The following is a 17,334-nucleotide window of genomic DNA, read 5'->3' on the forward strand; positions in this document are numbered from 1 at the left end:
CTTCAAATGATTGACCCTCCTAAGTCCTCCCTAACAGGGAGGATTCCATGGGGCTGCTCCCCCTGGACCCCTCAAGAGTCGGTCAGATGTGTAAGGTTGGGTGCTGCTTGGTGGTGGTTCGTGCTGTGAGTCGCGTGTTTTCCATTGTCATTTTTGCGGACCATTCCCGCAAATGACAAGGACACGCTTTGGTGCGTTGCCGCCTTCACGGCGGCGGGCACGTCCCGGGCTGTTTGCTTCGCAAAGGCGGGGACGTGCCGGGCAAAGAAGTGAGCGGCGCTTACGAGCGGCTCACTTCTTTGCCCTTTGAGGCAGGCAGCTTCGCCCTGCCTGGTGTTGAGCTTCGCTCATGGGCGGCTCCGCAGGCCGCCCCTTTAAAAACTCATGGCATAAAATAGTTATGCCATGAGTTTTTAACGACCTTACCTATCCTCTTCCCGGTGGGAAACAAAGAGGTACAGGCACTGCTGCAAAATGCTGCACACCTGAGGAACGCAGCGGGTGGAAGGGTTCTGGAGAAGCGAAGCGTTCGCCTTTGCCGCTGGATTCCAACCCTGTAAGGGGTTTTATTTCAATCCAGGAATCCCGCGGCAACAGCGATCGGAAGAACCTTCCACACGCGGAGTGGTCCCCTCAGAAACGCCATCCCCATTCCTGCCACGCACCACTTTGCCTCTTTTGTTCCCTTTTCTCAACAACTACATCCGGACTTTTCTTCACCTTTGAAATCTACCTGAGTTGGGTAATCATTATCGAAACAGGCTAGGCACAAGCCGCCTTTGTAATCTTGTTCGTTATATCCGCCTACAGCGGCAATCAAACCCTCGGCGCTCATAAAGTAGAGCGAGTCGGCGTTAATTTCCTCACGAATTTCCTCGACGGTTTTGGATGAAGCAATCAGCTCCCGGCGATCCGGCGTGTCAATACCGTAGAAGCACGGGTTTTTGAAAGGCGGTGAGGTAATACGTACATGTACCTCCAACGCGCCCGCATCACGCAGCATATTCACAATTCGACGGGACGTAGTACCCCGTACGATAGAATCGTCGATCATAATGACACGTTTACCTTCAACAACACGTCGTACAGCGCTCAGCTTCATTTTCACACCCTGCTCGCGCAGCTCCTGGCTCGGCTGAATGAAGGTACGTCCAGTGTATTTATTTTTAATCATGCCCAGCTCATAAGGAATACCTGTCTGCTCTGCATAACCAATCGCAGCCGAAATACTGGAGTCCGGTACACCGGTAACCAAATCTGCATCAACAAAAGCTTCCAGCGCCATCTGGCTGCCCATTCTTTTGCGTGCAGCATGAAGATTAGAACCATTCAAGTCACTGTCAGGCCGGGCAAAATAAATATATTCCATTGCACATAGCGCTTTACGGTGCTTTTCTTCCGTGTAACGATCTTCATGCAGTCCATTTTTGTCCAACACCAACAGCTCACCCGGCTCGATATCGCGCAGCAGCTCTGCGCCAATCGTTTCCAAAGCACAGGACTCGGATGCAAACAAGTATGCATCACCTAATCTGCCCATCGTCAACGGGCGCAAGCCGTTGGGATCAGAAGCGACCAGCAGTTTATCGTTGGTCATAATAAGAAAGGCAAATCCGCCGACAATACGCTTCAATGCATCTTTCGCGGCCTCCACTAAATCCTTGGACGATCGTGCGATCAAATGCGCCACTACTTCTGTATCGCTGGTCGTTTGAAAAATAGACCCGCCCTGCTCCAGCTCATGCCGGATTTGCAAAGCATTCACGATATTCCCGTTCGTAGCTACCGCTAGATCGCCGTCACGATACTTAAACACCAAAGGCTGTGCATTCGTTAGCTTACTGTCTCCACTTGTCGAGTAGCGCACATGTCCTATGGCAATATCGCCTGTCAGCGAAGCCATCAAATCTTTATTGAATACTTCTTTTACAAGCCCCATTCCACGATGATAATGGAACTCGTCGCCACTGCTCACACAGATGCCTGCACTTTCCTCCCCGCGATGCTGGAGTGCATGCAATCCGTAATATGCTAGGGAAGCGGCATCGGAGTGTCTATACACTCCAAACACGCCGCATTCCTCTTTTAATTTATCAAACAGCCCCTCTTTACCAGAGCCTTCATTATAATAATCTCCAGTCCACAACGTCCGTGCTGTTATTTCATCAGACATGGAATGACATCCTCCCAGATTTGCTTCAAACTGGCGACTGCCTCGTTCAAAGCGGGTTGTCCGTTCACCTCAATTGTCAATTGTGATCCTTCAACTTTTCCTAATACGGTAACTGGCACTTCCAAACCACGCAGATGTGCTTCCAGAGCAGACGCTTTATCCGGCGATGCAGATAACAAAATGCGGGATTGGCTTTCGCTAAACAATGCATGGTCAGGACGCAAAGTCGTTTCTACGTTGACCTGTGCTCCCAATCCACCGCTAATCCCGGATTCCGCAAGCGCTACAGCCAATCCGCCCTCTGCCAAATCATGCGCAGATTGTACCAATCCGCCCTGAATCGCTCCCAGTACCGCACTCAGCAGTTTTTTCTCTACGTTCAAATCCAGCTCAGGCGGGCGTCCCTCGGATACACCGTGTACGACAGCTTGGAACTCACTGCCTCCCAGCTCGGCCTTCGTTTCCCCCACCAGGAAAATTACATCACCTTCGGCTTTGAAGCCTTGTGTCGTAATATGATCTGTATCATGTACCAGACCTACCATACCGACAACAGGCGTCGGATAGATGGAGCCTTTAGCATTTTCATTGTACAAGCTGACATTGCCCCCGATGACAGGTGTATCCAGTACACGGCAAGCTTCTGCCATACCGTCCACGGCTTTTTCCATTTGCCAGAAAATATCCGGCTTTTCAGGGTTACCGAAGTTCAGGTTATCCGTAATTGCCAACGGCTCGCCGCCGGAGCATACAATGTTACGCGCTGCTTCGCTGACTGCAATCCGTCCGCCTACCTCTGGATCAAGGTATACATAACGTCCGTTACAATCTGTCGTCATGGCGAGTCCCTTACGAGTTCCGCGCACAGTCACTACAGCTGCATCCGATCCCGGACGAACGGCTGTACTCGTGCGAACCATGTAGTCATACTGCTCGTATACCCATTTCTTACTGGCTACACTTGGTGAAGACAGCACCTTTTTCAACGCACCGTTCAAATCCGTCACTTCTGCATAACGAAGTGTGTCAATAGCAGCATTTTGCTCATAATAAGCAGGGACTTCGGAAGGCTTGTCATAAATCGGACACTCGTCGACCAGCGCCGTCACTGGCATATCCCCGACCACTTCATTGTGATGCAACAAACGCAAACGACCGTCATCCGTCACTTTACCAACCTTGGCACAAATAACACCCCAGCGCTCGAAAATTTCCAGTGCCTGTGCTTCATCCTTAGGCTCTACTACGAACAGCATCCGTTCCTGTGATTCGGACAGCATCATTTCATAAGGTGTCATGCCCTCTTCACGCTGCGGTACCTGATCCAGATACAGCTCCAGGCCGTTGCCAGCCTTGCTCGCCATCTCCGCGCTGGAGCAGGTAAGCCCCGCGGCACCCATATCCTGAATACCCAGCACAATACCGCTGTCGATCAGTTCCAGACAGGATTCCATAACCAGCTTCTCCATAAAAGGATCGCCTACTTGAACCGCAGTCCGGTTCGCTTCAGATTCTTCTGTCAGCTCAACCGATGCGAATGTCGCTCCGTGAATCCCATCACGACCTGTCGGCGGGCCCACATAGAACACCGGGTTACCGACCCCTTTAGCAACACCACGCTGGATTTTATCATGGTCAATCAGTCCGACACACATTGCATTAACGAGCGGATTGCCTTCGTAGCTTTCATCAAATACAACCTCGCCACCTACAGTCGGAATACCGATACAGTTCCCGTATCCCGCAATACCAGATACCACATGCTCGAACAAATATTTCACACGGTCGCTCTCCAGCTTGCCAAAACGCAGAGAGTTCAACACCGCAACTGGTCTTGCACCCATGGAGAAAATATCACGAATGATACCGCCTACCCCAGTCGCTGCCCCTTGAAAAGGCTCCACAGCCGACGGATGGTTATGGCTTTCGATTTTAAATACAACCGCTTGGTTGTCACCGATATCTACAATGCCTGCGCCCTCGCCGGGTCCCATCAGAACTCGCGGACCGCTCGTTGGAAAACGACGCAGCAGCGGCTTGGAGTTTTTATAAGCACAATGCTCTGACCACATGACACTGAATACGCCAATCTCCGTATAATTCGGCTGACGTCCCATGAATTCACAGATCAACGCATATTCACTGTCCGATACACCCATCTGCTGATACAGTTTATGTTCGGCAACCTGCTCTGCCGTCGGTTCCTTAGCGGACACTTGCTGCGCCATGTCGATCCCTCCAAGCGTTCAAAATAGATGTAAACATGCGTTTACCGTCATCCGTTCCAAGCAATGCGTCCACCGCGCGTTCCGGGTGGGGCATCATGCCCAGTACGTTACCTTGCTCGTTACAAATTCCTGCGATATCCGTCATGGAACCGTTGGGATTATCTTTATACGTAAATACGATCTGGTTGTTCGCCTGCAAGCGAGCCAGCGTCTCATCATCACAGTAATAGTTGCCTTCGCCGTGTGCGATCGGAATGATGATCTCTTCACCAGCAGCATAATCTTTTGTAAAAGGCGTTTTGTTATTCTCGACCTTCAACACCGTATCACGGCAAAGGAACTTCATCGACAAATTACGGCGCAAAGCACCCGGCAGCAGACCAGCTTCGGTCAAAATTTGAAAACCGTTGCAAATACCCAAAATATATTTGCCCTCAGCAGCCGCTTTGGCTACTTCCTTCATCACCGGGGCAAACCGGGAAATCGCGCCGCAACGCAGGTAGTCCCCGTAAGAGAAGCCGCCTGGAACAAGAATACAATCATAAGACGACAGATCCGTCGCAGTATGCCAAACATAATCGACAGGTTCACCGACCGTGTCCTCTACCGCCTTATAGCAGTCAATATCACAGTTGGAGCCCGGAAAAACCAGAACTGCAAATTTCATGGAATTAGCCCTCCAGTTCGTAGCGGTAGTCTTCAATGACCGTGTTAGCCAACAGCTTTTCGCACATCTCAATGATGCGCTTTTCTGCACTCTCGCGGTCTGTTGTATCCAGGTTCAATTCCATATACTTACCAATTCTGACGCTGTCCACTTCTCCGAAACCCATAGAATGCAGTGCGCCTTGCACCGCGACCCCTTGCGGATCCAAAACGCTTTGCTTAATCGTGACATAGACCGTTGCTTTCATCATGTTCCTTCAGTTCCTCCTCTGAATGAGTGAATCCTATTGGTTGAATTATGATTACTATTTACTGTGCCGTCAGACGCCGCCAAATATCCGTATATCTTGCAGTTGTTTCTTCTACCACCTCAACAGGCAACGGATCGGGCTTGCTGTTCTTGTCCCAACCGGATGCTGCCAAATAGCTTCGCACCGGCTCCTTGTCCATGCTGTCAATCTCGACGTCCAGCTCATACTTTTCCTGTGCCCAGAAACGGGATGAGTCCGGAGTGAAAATTTCGTCAATTAAAATAACCTTTCCGTTAACAAGACCAAACTCAAACTTGCAATCGGCTAAAATAATCCCCCGCTTCTCGCAGAAAGCACGTGCAAATTCGTACAACGCCAAGCTCTTTTCCTCAAGCTCATCTGTCAATTCACCCCCGACCAGCTCTTTCATCTGATGGAGAGAAATGTCCTCGTCGTGTCCGACGTCGTTTTTCGCAGCCGGTGTAAATAAAGGTTTGGGAAAGCGCTCATTTTTACGCAGCCCCTCTGGCAATGGAATGCCATTCACCTCACCGTTCTGCTCATACTGACGCCAGCCGCCTCCGGTAATATATCCGCGCACCACACACTCAATGTCGATGCGTTCAGCCTTCAGCGTGACCATGATCCGGTCCTTCAGCAACTCTTTATTCTGTTCGTCGATGACATGCCCGAGCTTGTTTACATCAGTGTGCACGACATGGTTTTCCAACAAGTCTTTCGTCTGCTCAAACCAGAAAGCGCTGAGCTTATTCAACACATTCCCCTTTTCGGGCACGGGTGGCTCTAACACATAATCAAAAGCCGAAATTCGGTCCGTCACGACAATCAGAAAATGCTCTCCGAGATCATACAGTTCACGCACCTTGCCTTTGTACAAGAGCGGCGCATGGATCAGACCTTCGGCAGTAGACAATGACATTTCATTACACCTCTTTCAAAAGAGTATTACCCCTCCTAAATCCTCCCCTCGGGGAGGACCCCCAGGGCTGCTGCCCTCGGGACTCCCGCAAGGGTCGGCTGGTGAGCGGGTTGGGGTGGTCTATTTTGTAACTACGGTGGAGTGAGCGCGTTCCGCTGGATGAAGGCTTGTTGGTACAAGCCCTCATCCAGCAACGCTTTTACGTCGATGCAGATCGACGTTTTTACGAGCGTTCGCCTCGTATCAGCGAGCATTCTGGCTTCGCCTGTTGTGCGCATGTGCTACGCTGCGCACGGATACGGTGGCTCAAGGCTTCGCTTCTTGAGCCTGCGCGTTCTCGTGAGGGCCGCGGGCTGTTTGCTACGCAAATTCGGCAGCCCTCACGAGCACGTGGCCTGCGATAGAAAAGCAGTGGAACACGCTTTTCCATCGCCCTTGGGGTTGGTGCGGCATCTTATGTGCCGCACCCTCCCCTAGTTCTGCTTCCACACGAAGGCTGGTGCTGGGTGCAGCGGAGCGGACGGAATCGTTCTGGAGAAGCGTCAGCGCTTGCCTTTGCCTCTGGATTCCAGCCAATATCTGGTCTTATACAATCACAGGAATCCAGGGGCAACAGCAATCGGAAGAATGATCCGTTCGCGCAGCGGCCTCACCAAGCGCCAACCTTCCCTCCTACTCCCCTAATCCCAGCTTTTTGAAGATCGTATCCACGTTCTTCAGATGCCAGGCTGGGTTGAACGCATCCTCGATTTCGTCTGCGCTGAGCACGGCAGTAATTTCCGGGGTCGCCTCGACGATTTCGCGGAATTGGCGTTGCTCTTCCCACGCCTGCATAGCACGCGGCTGCACAGTATCGTAAGCTTTTTCACGACTAAAGCCTTTGTCGATCAGCTTCGTCATAATACGACCGGAGAACGGTACACCGTACGTACGGGCCATATTACGCTTCATATTTTCAGGGAAGACCGTCAGATTTTTTACGATATTGCCAAAACGGTTCAGCATGTAGTTCAACAGCATTGTTGCATCCGGCAGGATAATACGTTCTACAGAAGAATGTGAGATATCGCGTTCATGCCACAGAGTTACGTTCTCATACGCCGATACCATATGCCCACGAATCACGCGTGCCAGACCGGAGATGTTTTCACTTCCGATCGGATTGCGTTTATGCGGCATCGCGGAAGATCCTTTTTGACCCTTAGCAAAGGCTTCCTCCACCTCACGGAATTCACTCTTTTGCAGAGCACGGACTTCTGTAGCAAATTTGTCCAACGATGTGGCGATCAACGCTAATGTTGCCATGTATTCGGCATGACGGTCGCGCTGAAGCGTCTGTGTAGAAATTGGTGCAGGCTTGGTGCCCAGCTTGCGGCATACAAATTCTTCTACAGCCGGGTCAATGTTGGCATATGTCCCAACTGCACCGGACATTTTACCGTATTGGACTTGATCAGCCGCAAAACGAAAGCGTTCCAGATTGCGCTTCATTTCCTCGTACCACAATCCCATCTTCAGTCCGAATGTGGTCGGCTCGGCATGCACTCCATGTGTACGTCCCATCATCGGTGTATGCTTGTAAGCCAATGCCTTTTCCTTCAAAATTTCAATAAAATTCAAAATATCACGTTCCAGGATTTCATTCGCCTGTTTTAACAGGTAGCCCAGTGCCGTATCAACTACGTCTGTGGAGGTCAAACCATAATGTACCCATTTGCGCTCGTCTCCAAGACTTTCGGACACCGTGCGGGTAAAAGCAATGACATCATGTCTTGTCTCCTGCTCAATTTCATAGATCCGTTCAATATCAAAACTTGCATTCTTACGTAGAGCCACGGTATCCTCTTTTGGAATAACCCCTAATTCCGCCCAAGCTTCACAGGCACACAGTTCTACTTCCAGCCACGCTTTAAATTTATTTTCTTCCGTCCAAATCGCTCTCATTTCCGGTCTGCTATAGCGTTCGATCATGACTATTTATTCCCCCAAATATTGGTTTTTTCAATCCATTCCAGCGCTTGTTCCGCATCCTGGCACAATAGATTAATATGTCCCATCTTTCGGCCTGGCTTGGCTTCACTTTTTCCATACAAATGCAGCTTGGGTACAACATCCAATCTTTCAGCTTCAACATCCGATTGCGCAAACCGCCGAACCACGTCCTCCAAATGCTCACCTAGCACATTAACCATCACGACGGAAGTCAGCAGCTTCGTGCTGCCCAAGGGTAAACCGCAAATCGCACGTATGTGCTGCTCGAATTGCGACGTCGCGCATCCCTCCATCGTGTAATGACCGGAGTTATGCGGTCGTGGTGCTAACTCATTAACGTACAATTGTCCGTCTTCGGTGACAAACATCTCCACAGCGAGCAGTCCCACCGCACCCAGCGACTCTGCCACAGCCAGCGCCAACTTGCGTGCTTCCTCCTGGACTGGTTCTGGCACACGCGCAGGCACAATCGACGTGTGCAAAATATTGTTCACGTGAATGTTTTCCGCAGGTGGAAAGGCTTTGGCTTCACCGTTCGTGCTGCGAGCTACAATCACCGAGATTTCGCAGCGAAAACGAATGAACTGTTCCAATACCAGTTCCGCACCGCCTCCTGCCAGTTGTTCGTAAGCAGCCGTGGCTTGCTCCGGTTGGCGAATGACCACTTGTCCCTTGCCATCATAACCACCGACTGCTGTCTTGAGCACACACGGTACACCCAGTTCAGCTACCGCTTGAACCATATCAGCAAGACTACTGATTTCACGATACGGAGCGACAGGGACACCAGCAGCTTCAATAGAACGCTTTTCTCTCAGACGGTGCTGTGTTGTGTACAAAAGACTGCTGCCTTGTGGCACACTGGATTCCTGTTCCAAAAGTGCAGCCACACCTGCATCCACATTTTCAAACTCATACGTGATCACATCGCACCGCTCAGCCAGTTCTCTGGCTGCATGCTCATCATCATAGGCAGCGCGGATCTGTTCAGATACCTGCCCACAGGGGCTATCCGGTACAGGGTCCAGTGTCACAAAGCGATATCCTAGATTGGTTCCGGCCAGTACAAGCATTCTTCCTAATTGTCCGCCTCCTAGAAGTCCAATCGTTGTACCAGGAGGTCGGATACGGCCTGCGGATTCACATGCCCCATTCATAGCGAGTCACTGCCTTCCAGCACCTCATCATGAATACGGTCGCGTCTCGCCAAAACCCGTTGGCTTATCTTTTCGTCAAAAGCGCCTAATATTTGTGCTGCCAGTAGCCCTGCATTTGTAGCGCCCGCCTTCCCAATTGCCACAGTGGCAACCGGAATACCACCCGGCATCTGCACAATGGAGAGCAGGGAGTCCAGACCGTTCAGAGCCTTCGACTGAACAGGCACACCAATGACCGGCAATGTTGTCTTCGCAGCCACCATTCCTGGCAGATGCGCAGCCCCACCCGCTCCAGCAATAATGACCTTTAGTCCACGCCCGGCGGCCTCTTCTGCAAAACGAAACATTAAATCCGGTGTACGATGGGCTGAAACTACTTTTTTCTCATATCCGATTTCAAGCTCGTCCAGCACAGCACATGCATGCTGCATGGTGTCCCAGTCTGATGTGCTGCCCATAATGACAGCGACCTGCACTGACATGTCCTTCACTCCCTGTTTATCAATAAGCGCCAAAAATCCGGCACTCGAAAATAACGTTATTTTCAAGACACCGGACTACGAAAAAACAAACGACAGAGCCTCTTAAAGGCATGCCAAAAGCAAGCCTCTTCCACCGCATCCAATGCGGCTTCAGCCGTATGTCTCCCGTAGTCCGGAAATTTAAGGTTTCCAGGTAGAAACTTCCGGGCCATATCCCCGGCATTATACGAGTTAGCATTGTGCCTATTCCATCCCAATCGATATTCTTTACAAGTATGATCGTGGTTTGTTTCGGCTCAAACATGTGTACCTTATTAAATTGCACCTTAAATTCATTTTTTATCGACAATACACTTCCTAGTTTAACAATTCCCTACACCTTATGTCAACTTGAAAACGAACATTAGAATAATCATACAATGGAATGTTCGTGTTTAGTGAAATCAGTACCCTTATATACCCACAGGTCAGGACTATTGTATTATATTTAGCTATCGCTCCCCTCCCCTGATAACAGCGAGCGCAACGCATCCCACTGAAAAAAATAAAAGTCGGCACTCCCTATACAGGCAGTAAACCGACTTTTACTTTTTTATTCAGTTATTTTACGACCAGCACAGGAATACGCGCATGCTGCACCACATTGTGACTTACGCTACCCAATACAAATTCACGGATACCACCTAAACCTCGGCTGCCGATCACAATCGCATCGAAGCCATTCTCATTGGCATAATCCAAAATGACTTCGGCTGGAGAACCTTGAATCAGTTCCACCTTGGCATCTACACCCTGCTCTGCAAGTCGTTTTTTAACTTCATCCGTAGTTTGTTCGGCCAAATCGTAATATTCTTTATTTATTGAAGCCGGAATTGGAGCCAAACCTTCGCCCATAAAGATCCGAGGAAAATCGAATGCCGTTACCACCTCAAGCTTCGAGGACGGTGATGCCTTGACCAATTCAGCCGCCTTTAACAAAGCCTTGTTGGATGCATCCGAACCGTCATAAGCAAGCAATACTTTTGAAAATATCATAATATGCACCTCTTCCTCATTCAGTTTATTGATTCAAAGCCTGAAATATGTATTCCTGTGGTTGTTCATTCCATGTCACCGGATGGCTGGAATAGTCTTCTCACTCATCATTAAACTTCCCTATGAGAACCTAAACTCCTCCCCTTTACCGTAAAAAATACCCATACAGCAATGCGTTCATGAATAGCAACGCAGGAATACCTAGTCTGAAGCTCATATGCCGTGTTTTATGGCGTTTGCGATACATCGCAATGAGCACACCCAACGCTCCCCCGATCAGGGCCAGCAAGAACAATGTCCGTTCAGGTACACGATCACGGTGTTTACGTGCTCTCTTTTTATCTTCCGACATTACCAGATAGCCTACTGCATTGATAAACAGCAGCCACACCAACAAGCCTGTCTGCAATGTCTCTCCTCCTTTTGCACACCGTATCAAGTTCAGGCATTAGGCCTTATATAGCGCTCTCTCCCTCATTATAACCCCACCCCTTTTACAGAAACAACGCCTACTCTGACTTGGATAGCACTTTTGCGGAAATAGTAAGGTGGCATGAAGGCAATCCCTGAGTGCATCTATTTTGTTTAAAGGAGGGACTGCGATGGAAAGCACCCATGAATACGTTGAAAAGCTGCGAGAAAATGCAAAAAAGGCAGAACGCAACCGTAAACGGGGAAAAGGAACTCCCAGCGCCAGCTTGCCGACAAAACAGCATTCCAAAAATCCTTGATCAAGGAATCTGCATTAAGCTGTATAGCCGCGTTATTAACGTAAAGTATCAACTTAACCTTGCAGCCTTTTATGTGAATTGATTACAGGGTAAACTCTGTTGTTTAGCTTCCACAATAACAGCAAGCAGACTCCTTATGAGATATCTGCTTGTTGTTTTGTTTTGCAAATATTTTTTTGAAATCGATTACATTTATAATAAATAAGTTATAAAGTCATATTTCCTAACATAAGTGTTGACTAAAAACAATTTTACACCCTATAATTCGTGATATTAACGTAATTCGACAAAATATTTGTCAGTTAATCTATCATTAATATTTGAGGTTTAAGATTGGAGAGGAGCTTTATATGACTAACATGAAAAAAATGACGATGATTCCCCTGTTGGCTAGCTTTATTCTCGGTAGTACCTTATGGAGTGGTGGATTTACCGCCAACGCTGCGGCTGCGGCAGCAGCTACAACCAGCACAACTGCACCTGCTTCTACCACTACTACGTCGGACAAATCCGAAAATCCTCAAACCAATCATTTACCTAATATTAAAATACTTGCCACAGGAGGGACCATCGCAGGATCGTCTTCCGTCAATACGGATACAACCGGCTACAAAGCAGGCGCGTTAGGTGTGGAAACTCTGATCAATGCCGTTCCTGAGATGAAAAGTATTGCAAATGTCAGTGGTGAGCAAGTTGTTAATGTAGGTAGTCCCGACGTTAATAATGAAATCCTCTTAAAACTTGCCAAACGTACCAATGAACTGCTTGCCAGAGACGATGTAGATGGCATTGTCATTACACATGGTACAGATACATTAGAAGAAACAGCTTATTTCCTCAATCTTGTTATCAAAAGCGATAAGCCAGTAGTTGTCGTTGGCTCTATGCGTCCAGCTACTGCCATCAGTGCTGATGGTCCCTTCAACCTTTATAATGCAGTGAAAGTCGCCGGGGCTTCGGCCTCTAAAGGTCAGGGTGTACTCGTCCTGTTGAACGACCGTATCGGTGCAGCAAGATACATCACCAAAACGAACACAACAGCAGTCGATACGTTCAAGTCTGTGGAGCAGGGATACCTTGGAGCTGTTGTGGGCGATCAAGTGTACTACTACAACAAATCCACACACAAGCATACGACTTCTTCTGTATTCGACATCTCTAACCTGACTCAACTACCGCAAGTAGATATTTTATACGAATATCAAAACAATGGTCGCTATCTGTATGATGCAGCCGTAGCAGCTGGTGCCAAGGGTATTGTCGTAGCTGGTTCCGGTAATGGTTCCTTGTCCAAGACCTCCTCAGAAGGCGCAGAGGCCGCAGGGAAAAAAGGAGTGATCATTGCCCGCTCCAGCCGCGTGGGAAGTGGAGTTGTCTCCCCGTCAACAAAAGACGCAGCTTCAAACTTTGTATCGACCGATTCGCTTAATCCACAAAAAGCACGGATTTTGCTCATGCTTGCTTTGACCCAAACACACGATGTTAACCAAATTCAATCCTTTTTTAATGAATACTAAAAGTAGTTATCCCAAATCAAATAAATCAACATTCTATTATGAAAAAGAAGCAGCGATTACGGTTGACCACCGTAACTGCTGCTTCTTTTTTGCAAGACAAGTCTAGCCATTAATAACTACTTCATCTGATATCCAATCGTCTTGGTCTTATACAGTCATTCGTTGTTCTTCCCCTATAGCATCAAGACTGCTGTTTGGGAATCCCATTCAAGCTTGGAGGATATTTCGCTTGCTTCTCTGGATGAGGAGCGATTTCTTCCTCCAGAATACTTGATTTATTTTGCTGATTATTGATTTTAAGCGACTTATGCTTGGGCATAAACACTCACCTCCTCGGCTTACCATGCCAAGGAGTGATCGTTTTTATACCGACGTATACCTGCTGATTATGTTGACTGCAGCACTTTTGGTCATCCGTTATTTGCCCTGCTTTTGTTCCATCGCTGCTTTTAGCAAATCACCCAAACTGGAGCCAAAAGATTCCTGCTTTTCAAATTGTCTTACTAGCTTTTGCTGTTCCCGTTTGTTTACCCGTTGCTTGTCCTTATCCAACGTCTCGGTAATGCCACAGGGCAGGCATCTTACATACAATCCTGCTTTGCCCTCTTTCATTTCCATTTTCTTATGACACTGCGGGCAACGTCGATTGGACAAACGTTTTTCCCCTGAACGACGGTAACCGCAATCCGCACTTGGACATACAAGGAACTTGCCTTTCTTGCCCTTCTTCTCCAATAGCTTTGTACCACAATCTGGGCAATGACTATTCGTCACATTATGGGGCTTGTACTCCGCACTGCTATTTTTCACAGTGGAAACTAGCTCTTTTGCCATAGCACGAATAGAATTCAAAAATGGTTCCGGTTGTCCTTGACCACGAGCAATCCGTTCCAGCTCCGCTTCCCAACGTGCCGTCAATTCGGGCGTTCGAAGCTGTGGAGCCGCCAGTTCAATCAGTTGCTTACCTTTCCCGGTTGGATGCATCACGTTCCCCTGACGCTCAATCGTATCCGAGCTGACAAGCTTCTCAATCAGATCGGCACGGGTAGCAGGAGTACCCAGTCCATGTTTTTCCATCTGAGCGAGCAGGGCAGCTTCTGTATACCGCTTCGGCGGCATCGTTCGCCCAGCTCGTACAAGACAACGCTGTAACCGGACAGAATCTCCTTTTTGCAGCTCAGGTAAAATAACGCCTCGTCCATTGTTTTCCCGATCCTCTGCTTCTTCATCATCCATATCATAATGGTTCGCGTCATATACAGCACGCCATCCGCTATCTTTTACCGTTGTACCTTTTACCTGAAACGTCTCCTGCTCCACCGTTACTGATACGGCTACAGCATCATAACGTGCAGGTGGATAGAATAGACTGATAAAACGTCGTGCAATCAGATCATACAGCTTACGTTCCTCAGGGCTCAACTGATTAAGCAATAATGTCTGCTCAGTAGGAATAATCGCATGATGATCCGTGACTTTACTGTCATCCACAATTCGCTTTGTGATTGGTAGGTTGTTACGCAATAGCGGACGTGCCAAGGAAGCATACGGACCTACTGCTACACTACTGAGCCTTTCCTTAAGTGTATCCACCATATCGGATGTCAGATAACGGCTATCTGTACGTGGATAGGTCACCAGCTTATGCTGCTCATACAGACGCTGAAGCAGATTAGATGTCTGTTTAGCCGAAAAGCCATAGCGCTGGTTAGCATCTCTTTGCAGCTCCGTTAAATCATACGCCAGCGGGTGAGGCTCGTTCTTTTCGCTCTTTTTAACACTGGCAACTGTGCCTTTGGCCCCCTCAAGTCTGCGGCGCAAAGCCTCTGCTTGAGTGCGGTCAAACATGCGTGAATCCCCGCTTTCTGCCCGCCAAGTTGCCTGAAAATCGCCAAAATCCGCCGTCAGAGTATCATATTCCTGAGAACGGAATTCGGTAATTTCCTTCTCACGCTCCATAATCATCCCCAGCGTTGGTGTCTGCACTCTTCCAGCCGAAAGTTGGGCGTTATAACGACAAGTCAACGCGCGAGTTACATTGAGACCAATCATCCAGTCTGCTTCAGCTCTGCAGCGAGCCGATTCATATAAACGATCAAACTGCTGACCAGGCAATAGCTTTGCGAAACCTGCCTTAATCGCCTTGTCCGTCTGCGAGGAGATCCATAAGCGCCGGAAGGGCTTTTTCCAGTTTGCCATTTGGATGATCCAGCGTGCCAACAATTCACCTTCACGAGCAGCATCTGTTGCCACGATAAGCTCTCCAATGTCCTGCCGCTTCATGAGCTGCTGCACAGCTTTGAACTGGTGATTACTTTCGCGCAGCACCTTTAACTTCGAACTCTTCGGAAGAATAGGCAGGTCCTCCAAATTCCAGGTCGCATACTTAGAATCGTAATCCTCCGGCTCTGCTAAGCCGACCAAATGTCCCAGTGCCCACGTCACCACGTACTGGGGTCCTTCTATATAACTTTTATGCTTCTCGCGGCTACCCATCACACGTGCAATCTCTCTGGCCACGGACGGTTTTTCTGCCAATACCAATACCTTCATGTTACGCTCCTTTCTCTCATAGTGTTAATTATACCATCCTGCCAACTTACGATAAATTCTAATGCCAACGGTTCTTATTAACATGATCGTACATACTAGTGCTATTGCTTCTACATGGGTTAGGATAACTTACAAATCAGGCACACTCCATTTTAATAGCAGACCCGCATAGGTGAGGCCTCCCCCAAATCCATATAACAACACATGTTGTCCATACCGTAAACGTCCATCATCCAAACCACACTGCAAAGCCAACGGGATGGATGCCGCCGATGTATTACCATACAATTCTACGCTTGTCAGCGTTTTTTCCAAAGGTACTGTACTTCTTTCACATATGGACTCGATCATTCTCAAATTAGCGCTATGAGGTACAAACCAGTCAAGATCCTCCTTCTTCATATTTGCCTTATCCAATAATCGTTCGATTCCCGTTGGAACAGAGCGAACAGCCCATTTATAAACCTCACGTCCATTTTGAGCAATAAATCCATGGTCTTGCAGCTTCTCTCCATCCAAATGATCAGATAATCCCACACGGTAAAGATGTGCTCCCCCTTGCCCATAAGTACCTATATCTGAAGTTAAAAATGATCCTTCACCCTCGTCATATTCAACAAGTGCAACTCCTGCACCATCTCCAAAAAGTATACACGTCGTCCGATCTGTATAATCTGTAATTTTGGACAACGTTTCGGCTCCCACTACTAGCACCTTACGATGCAGACCACTCGTAATAAGGCCATTTGCCAAATGAAGTCCATAGGAAAAACCTGCACATGCTGCACTAACATCTATTGACCCTGTGTTTGGAATATCAAAATGAGCCTGAATACGTGAAGCCGTGCTTGGAAAGTAGTAATCAGGTGTACTCGTCGCTACAATGATCATCTCAACATCGTTTATATTTACGTCATACAGGTTAATCATACGTGTAATAGCTTGTATACATAAATCAGATACATATTGATCTTCAGCCGCAATGCGTCTTTCATGCATACCCGTTCTCTGTACAATCCACTCGTTACTCGTGTCCACAAGCTTCTCCAAGTCAGCGTTCGTCAAAATCCGTTCCGGTACATAAGTGCCAAAGGCCGTAAGCTTAGCTTTTGAATTCAACAATCTGATCACTCTCCTTTGTAATCCTTATTCACATTATAACACCAGATACTAATACCTGGTACTAAATTATTTTAAAACGGTCTTCTTATTTACTAGTTAATATCCACTTATCCGCTTGAACTTATAACTAACTCACTTTAAATAAAATCCCAGTGCCTTATAACGCAAAAAAGAGACCATGATCTTTTGAAGATCATGGTCTCTTTTGTTGCTTGGCGACGTCCTACTCTCCCAGGACCCTGCGGTCCAAGTACCATCGGCGCTGGAGGGCTTAACGGTCGTGTTCGGGATGGGTACGTGTGGAACCCCTCCGCTATCGCCACCAAACATGAATTTACATCGTAAATTCTTTTTCAGGAATCAGCATCGCCAAATGCTGTGTGTTTGCTTGTCTCATATAAGCCACTTGAGCTTATATGAGACAAAACTTACACCCTGAAAACTGGATCCGAAACTCATTTGCGTTTTATCTTAGGATAAGCCCTCG

17 protein-coding genes, 1 rRNA gene and 1 riboswitch are annotated in these 17,334 nt (G+C 48.1%); of the genes, 4 read left to right on the forward strand and 14 right to left on the reverse strand.

Annotation, left to right across the window (positions count from 1 at the left end):
• Positions 1 to 191 precede the first annotated feature (191 nt).
• A complete protein-coding gene (locus C1T21_RS27100; RefSeq protein WP_146032518.1) occupies positions 192 to 398 on the forward strand; it encodes a hypothetical protein in 207 nt (68 codons plus the stop codon).
• A gap of 293 nt (positions 399 to 691) precedes the next feature.
• On the opposite strand, the gene purF is transcribed toward C1T21_RS27100, so the two are convergent.
• From purF to C1T21_RS23200, 5 genes are read right to left on the reverse strand one after another with little or no spacing between them, the layout of a single operon-like run.
• Positions 692 to 2,173 (reverse strand): amidophosphoribosyltransferase, encoded by a 1,482-nt coding sequence (gene purF / locus C1T21_RS23180; protein ID WP_103049928.1) that lies wholly within the window; start codon positions 2,171 to 2,173, stop codon positions 692 to 694.
• Positions 2,158 to 4,401 (reverse strand): phosphoribosylformylglycinamidine synthase subunit PurL, encoded by a 2,244-nt coding sequence (gene purL / locus C1T21_RS23185; RefSeq protein WP_103049929.1) that lies wholly within the window; start codon positions 4,399 to 4,401, stop codon positions 2,158 to 2,160. Before purL ends, purF begins: the two co-directional genes overlap by 16 nt.
• Positions 4,379 to 5,068, reverse strand: a complete 690-nt coding sequence (gene purQ, locus C1T21_RS23190) for a phosphoribosylformylglycinamidine synthase subunit PurQ (protein WP_103049930.1) — start codon at positions 5,066 to 5,068, stop codon at positions 4,379 to 4,381. The genes purL and purQ overlap by 23 nt, the downstream gene beginning before the upstream one ends.
• Positions 5,069 to 5,072: 4 nt before the next feature.
• Complete coding sequence (gene purS / locus C1T21_RS23195) at positions 5,073 to 5,318, reverse strand: phosphoribosylformylglycinamidine synthase subunit PurS (protein ID WP_013308797.1); 246 nt, start codon at positions 5,316 to 5,318, stop codon at positions 5,073 to 5,075.
• Between the two features lie 58 nt (positions 5,319 to 5,376).
• A complete protein-coding gene (locus tag C1T21_RS23200) occupies positions 5,377 to 6,258 on the reverse strand; it encodes a phosphoribosylaminoimidazolesuccinocarboxamide synthase (RefSeq protein ID WP_103049931.1) in 882 nt (293 codons plus the stop codon).
• A 167-nt stretch (positions 6,259 to 6,425) separates the two neighbouring features.
• On the opposite strand from C1T21_RS23200, the gene C1T21_RS27485 reads away from it, so the two are divergent.
• Positions 6,426 to 6,662, forward strand: a complete 237-nt coding sequence (locus C1T21_RS27485) for a hypothetical protein (RefSeq protein WP_180984644.1) — start codon at positions 6,426 to 6,428, stop codon at positions 6,660 to 6,662.
• A 268-nt stretch (positions 6,663 to 6,930) separates the two neighbouring features.
• On the opposite strand, the gene purB is transcribed toward C1T21_RS27485, so the two are convergent.
• The 5 genes from purB to C1T21_RS23225 form a co-directional block, all read right to left on the reverse strand.
• On the reverse strand, positions 6,931 to 8,229 hold the full coding sequence (gene purB, locus C1T21_RS23205; RefSeq protein WP_013308794.1) for an adenylosuccinate lyase: 1,299 nt from the start codon (positions 8,227 to 8,229) through the stop codon (positions 6,931 to 6,933).
• Between the two features lie 2 nt (positions 8,230 to 8,231).
• Positions 8,232 to 9,407: a 5-(carboxyamino)imidazole ribonucleotide synthase gene (purK, locus tag C1T21_RS23210; protein WP_103049932.1), complete on the reverse strand. Its 1,176-nt coding sequence runs from the start codon at positions 9,405 to 9,407 to the stop codon at positions 8,232 to 8,234.
• A complete protein-coding gene (gene purE, locus C1T21_RS23215) occupies positions 9,404 to 9,889 on the reverse strand; it encodes a 5-(carboxyamino)imidazole ribonucleotide mutase (RefSeq protein ID WP_103049945.1) in 486 nt (161 codons plus the stop codon). The genes purK and purE overlap by 4 nt, the downstream gene beginning before the upstream one ends.
• Before the next feature lie 148 nt (positions 9,890 to 10,037).
• Positions 10,038 to 10,139, reverse strand: a riboswitch (purine riboswitch).
• A 350-nt stretch (positions 10,140 to 10,489) separates the two neighbouring features.
• Complete coding sequence (locus C1T21_RS23220) at positions 10,490 to 10,924, reverse strand: universal stress protein (RefSeq protein ID WP_061832065.1); 435 nt, start codon at positions 10,922 to 10,924, stop codon at positions 10,490 to 10,492.
• 145 nt (positions 10,925 to 11,069) lie between these two features.
• Positions 11,070 to 11,333, reverse strand: a complete 264-nt coding sequence (locus C1T21_RS23225; protein ID WP_103049933.1) for a DUF1294 domain-containing protein — start codon at positions 11,331 to 11,333, stop codon at positions 11,070 to 11,072.
• 193 nt (positions 11,334 to 11,526) lie between these two features.
• Here C1T21_RS23225 and C1T21_RS23230 point away from each other — a divergent pair, with 193 nt between their 5' ends.
• Both C1T21_RS23230 and C1T21_RS23235 read left to right on the forward strand, forming a co-directional pair.
• Entirely contained in the window at positions 11,527 to 11,655 is a 129-nt protein-coding gene (locus C1T21_RS23230; protein ID WP_013308788.1) for a DUF4023 family protein, read from the forward strand.
• Between the two features lie 350 nt (positions 11,656 to 12,005).
• Positions 12,006 to 13,172, forward strand: coding sequence for a type II asparaginase (locus C1T21_RS23235; RefSeq protein ID WP_103049934.1), 1,167 nt, complete (start codon positions 12,006 to 12,008; stop codon positions 13,170 to 13,172).
• Positions 13,173 to 13,353: 181 nt separating this feature from the next.
• Here the strand turns inward: C1T21_RS23235 and C1T21_RS27490 are convergent, their stop codons facing one another.
• The 4 genes from C1T21_RS27490 to rrf form a co-directional block, all read right to left on the reverse strand.
• Positions 13,354 to 13,491 (reverse strand): hypothetical protein, encoded by a 138-nt coding sequence (locus C1T21_RS27490; RefSeq protein WP_023987042.1) that lies wholly within the window; start codon positions 13,489 to 13,491, stop codon positions 13,354 to 13,356.
• A gap of 98 nt (positions 13,492 to 13,589) precedes the next feature.
• A complete protein-coding gene (locus C1T21_RS23240) occupies positions 13,590 to 15,725 on the reverse strand; it encodes a DNA topoisomerase III (protein WP_103049935.1) in 2,136 nt (711 codons plus the stop codon).
• Between the two features lie 129 nt (positions 15,726 to 15,854).
• On the reverse strand, positions 15,855 to 16,847 hold the full coding sequence (locus C1T21_RS23245; protein ID WP_103049936.1) for a ketoacyl-ACP synthase III: 993 nt from the start codon (positions 16,845 to 16,847) through the stop codon (positions 15,855 to 15,857).
• A gap of 210 nt (positions 16,848 to 17,057) precedes the next feature.
• Positions 17,058 to 17,174, reverse strand: a 5S ribosomal RNA gene (gene rrf / locus C1T21_RS23250).
• Between the last annotated feature and the right edge of the window lie 160 nt (positions 17,175 to 17,334).

Origin of the sequence: Paenibacillus sp. F4 (assembly GCF_002894905.1) — a bacterium.
In the GTDB taxonomy this organism is placed as follows: domain Bacteria; phylum Bacillota; class Bacilli; order Paenibacillales; family Paenibacillaceae; genus Paenibacillus; species Paenibacillus polymyxa_B.

Coding starts and splice junctions, on each gene's coding strand:
- purF (WP_103049928.1), bottom strand. CDS start 2,173: ATGTCTGATGAAATAACAGCACGGACGTTGTGGACTGGAGATTATTAT.
- purL (WP_103049929.1), bottom strand. CDS start 4,401: ATGGCGCAGCAAGTGTCCGCTAAGGAACCGACGGCAGAGCAGGTTGCC.
- purQ (WP_103049930.1), bottom strand. CDS start 5,068: ATGAAATTTGCAGTTCTGGTTTTTCCGGGCTCCAACTGTGATATTGAC.
- purS (WP_013308797.1), bottom strand. CDS start 5,318: ATGATGAAAGCAACGGTCTATGTCACGATTAAGCAAAGCGTTTTGGAT.
- C1T21_RS23200 (WP_103049931.1), bottom strand. CDS start 6,258: ATGTCATTGTCTACTGCCGAAGGTCTGATCCATGCGCCGCTCTTGTAC.
- purB (WP_013308794.1), bottom strand. CDS start 8,229: ATGATCGAACGCTATAGCAGACCGGAAATGAGAGCGATTTGGACGGAA.
- purK (WP_103049932.1), bottom strand. CDS start 9,407: ATGAATGGGGCATGTGAATCCGCAGGCCGTATCCGACCTCCTGGTACA.
- purE (WP_103049945.1), bottom strand. CDS start 9,889: ATGTCAGTGCAGGTCGCTGTCATTATGGGCAGCACATCAGACTGGGAC.
- C1T21_RS23220 (WP_061832065.1), bottom strand. CDS start 10,924: ATGATATTTTCAAAAGTATTGCTTGCTTATGACGGTTCGGATGCATCC.
- C1T21_RS23230 (WP_013308788.1), top strand. CDS start 11,527: ATGGAAAGCACCCATGAATACGTTGAAAAGCTGCGAGAAAATGCAAAA.
- C1T21_RS23235 (WP_103049934.1), top strand. CDS start 12,006: ATGACTAACATGAAAAAAATGACGATGATTCCCCTGTTGGCTAGCTTT.
- C1T21_RS27490 (WP_023987042.1), bottom strand. CDS start 13,491: ATGCCCAAGCATAAGTCGCTTAAAATCAATAATCAGCAAAATAAATCA.
- C1T21_RS23240 (WP_103049935.1), bottom strand. CDS start 15,725: ATGAAGGTATTGGTATTGGCAGAAAAACCGTCCGTGGCCAGAGAGATT.